3 protein-coding genes are annotated in these 3,193 nt (G+C 60.7%); all 3 read right to left on the reverse strand.

Features of this window, described 5'->3' with window-relative positions; genetic code table 11:
- The coding region (locus FEM01_RS23950) for a T6SS effector BTH_I2691 family protein (RefSeq protein ID WP_276611145.1) at positions 1–1,658 on the reverse strand (1,658 nt) is incomplete at its 3' end.
- Positions 1,651–2,571: a DUF4123 domain-containing protein gene (locus FEM01_RS23955; RefSeq protein ID WP_240791793.1), complete on the reverse strand. Its 921-nt coding sequence runs from the start codon at positions 2,569–2,571 to the stop codon at positions 1,651–1,653. The genes FEM01_RS23950 and FEM01_RS23955, both read right to left, overlap by 8 nt.
- Positions 2,568–3,193 (reverse strand): bacteriophage T4 gp5 trimerisation domain-containing protein (locus FEM01_RS23960; protein WP_431188624.1); only part of this gene is annotated, 626 nt, incomplete at its 5' end. The genes FEM01_RS23955 and FEM01_RS23960, both read right to left, overlap by 4 nt.

Raw genomic sequence — 3,193 nt, forward strand, 5'->3', positions numbered from 1 at the left:
TCACGCGCTGCCAGCAGTACTTGCTGACGCAGGGTATGGCTGGCATCCCATCGGGTCCGACCACTCAGGCGCTTGAGCACCACGGTGTTGACGGACTGGGCCGTGAGATCGGTGATGCCGGCAATGGCCGGAAAACGCCCGGCCAGCCCTTCGATGACATTGTCGCTGCCACCCAGCACACTGCCGACCGCATCGGCTTTGTCCTTGAAGGGGTTGAACGGCGCCAGGGCGGTGTAGAGCGGGCTGTCGTGTTGGTCCAGCCACTGTTCCAGGCGTTTGAAACGACGGTCTTGGTCTTCGGTACCGGGCGTCGGTTGGCCCATCGGGTTAATCAGCAGGGCCAGGGAGATTTCCAGGCCACGGGCCGAGATGCGTTCGTTGCGGTCATAGCACGCCAGTGCGGCGGCAAGGCTGTAAGGGTCATCGATATGCGCAGCTTCGGCCGTGGCCAACCACGCGTCGTGATCATGACTGGCTTGCAGGGCAAGGTGGCGCAGGCCAGCAATGCGCTGCTCCAGCTCATCGCGTTCGGCGAGGAATTGCAGGTATTTGTCGGTATCGATGCGCAGCGCCAAACGCGCACCGTTCGGGGAATAGTCCTCGTGCGTGAGCGCCCGATAACGTGCCTCGGCCGGGGAGAGAGGGCGTCCGGTGCGAGTGGATTGCAGTCTTGTTTCGACCACGTCTGGAGAGGGCATATCCGCTGGATATAGTGTCTCCAGTGTTTTGTTCAGCAGCAGGGCGACCAAGTTGCGGTGGTGAAAATGGCGGCTCTGCTGGCTGAGCCGCTCGGCATCGAGCCGATAGCACGCCGGTACATGCTCCTGCTCGGAGCTTTGCGCGGGCTTGGTGTGTTCCAGTTGTTCGGCGGGCATTAGATCGCGCAGTTGGTGCTGATAGGCCGAGACCGACAGGCTCAGGTCCAGGGCTATCCCTTCAGCATCGGCCAGCGCCACTACCACCGGTATTTTCGGCTGGGTGCTGGGGTAATCCCGGGCAATGGCGTTGAGTCTGCCGACGGACAAGATGCCGGTGGACGCGTGGCTGCTCCAGGTCAGGGACATCCGCCGGCTTGCCGGTTTGTAGTCTTCGACCCAATTTTGCAGGGCGCTGAGCGGCAGTACATGGGGCTGGGTGGAGGGTGCTTGGTTACCGGCAATCAGCTCGGCCATGTCCAGCTTGCGCATGTGCCGTTTGCGCAGGGCTGCCGAAGCGGTGATGCGGGCAGTCGTGGCGTTGGTCCAAAGGTGAGGGCTGTAGCCGATCCACACTTCCTTGGCGGTGTCCTGGCAGGTATCGGCCCATACCCAGCCCATGCTCTGGCTGGACAGGTAGCGTTGGCGCAGGTGGTAGCCTTCGAGCCCTTGATAGCGCAGCTCCTGATAGCGTCCTTCACCGTCGTACTCATGAATGACCAGCTTTTCGCCCTGAGGACCTTTCATGAATACGTAGATGTAGCCTGGGCGCAGTGCGCGCAGGGTGTAGGACGAGTGCAGCAGTGGGGCGAAGCCGTGTTCGAGATTGAAGCCTGCGTCTGCGTAGCGGCAGGCAGGGGCATCGCCGGTACGCGGCACGATGGCATAGCGCACCGGCAGGATAGGTACGCGCGGGCTGCAGGCAGGGCCGGCTGTGGCGCTGTCGACGGCGGCGTCAGTCATGGGTGGATTCCTTGATTTGGACCAGTGCGTGCAGCTCGCGAAGACGGGCCTGGGGCGACTCGTTGAGGTTGGTGTAGATTTTCGTAGCCTGGTCACTGCTCATCAGCCACATGTGTCCGGCCATCAGCCGAATGAACTCACCTGCGGTTTGCTCGTCGCGAAAGTTGAGGGATTTCAACTGCGGCAACAGGGCTTCAACCCATTCCCTGATGCTGGTGAACGTCTGGGCGACATGGGGTGGCATGGCCAAGACTTCGTGCACCAGCGTGAGGATGAAGTGCTCGCGTATACCTGCGTGCAGCCGATCCAGTTCATGTACGCGCAGGTGCAGCGGTGCTTGCGATCTCGGGCGGGCAGCGGTCGGGGTGCGCTCGTGTGTTTTCCATTCATGGGCCGGCCCCCAGTTGACTCGCCAGGCCAGTGACGACACAGGCCCAAGCCAGGTGGTGCGATGATCGTCGTCCAAAGCATCGAGCCAGGCTGAAAGATGATCCGGCTTCAAATGAAAAGTGGCTGCTCCCTGATCCGGGAGCGTGACCTGAGTAAGGCTGGTGAAGTGCTCCGCTAGCACTGCGAGGCAAGCTTCGCTATCCAGTGCTATGGCCCCTCCAGCGGGCATCCAGGTTGTGACTGCATGGGCAAGCAGTTCGGGCGCTTCTGAAACGTTGACCAGCAAAGGCCCAGATTCGTGGCGGTCGTCCAGCGCGCTGCGCTTCCATAACCAGGCATGTTGAGTATTTCGGCTGACGTCGTGGATGAGGTCGAGTATCGATGGGGCATAGGCCGGCACCAATTCACCTTCTTGCGGTATGGGCCGGTAGGCCCAGTACTCAAGCTCGCTGGTCATGAGCAGCAAAAAGCGATAAGGATGCCGGAGAGGTTCGCCGGCCAGAGGCGAGGGTGCTGTATTCATTGGACTGGTCCTTTGATACAGCGGCAGTCGGGCAACGGGCAGGTGCCATCGGGGCGCCGCCCGCATAGACGCTCCAAAGGCTTGCCAGTGATGGGGGCGCTGCTGATGGAAAAGGGGTTGCTGCTACCGCTTGCAGATTGGAGCAAGACGCCGTTGATGTGTATGGTCGGGCTGTCCAGGGTGATGCCCGTGTCATCAATCCGGATCGAGCCTCCAGGTCCTTGGATGATCACAGCCTCCGCTGTTCGAAGGTCGTAGCGTCGGGTGCGCCTGCGGATTTCCAGGCCCGCCTCCAGCTCTGCATGCCCCTCGACCTGATGCTCAAGATTGCCGCCGACGCTGATGTGGTGATTGGCTATGATCTGGTCGTGGCGATGATTGCCCACTGTCTCGATACGGTCTTTGGCGATGTTTATTTTCTGATTTCGGCCTATATCGACAAACGTATCCTGGCCAATACGGATCCGCTCATCATGGCCCACCGTCTGGCTGCGGTCATGCCCGATACTGATCGTCTCGTCATGATCGACCTGTTCACTGCGGTCATTGCCGACGAAGGTGGTTTCGTTGTGTTTGACGACATTGTTCTGGTCCTTCTGCGCATGGATAAACACTTCCTGAC

This window comes from Pseudomonas mosselii, from assembly GCF_005796105.1.
Lineage (GTDB): Bacteria > Pseudomonadota > Gammaproteobacteria > Pseudomonadales > Pseudomonadaceae > Aquipseudomonas > Aquipseudomonas mosselii_C.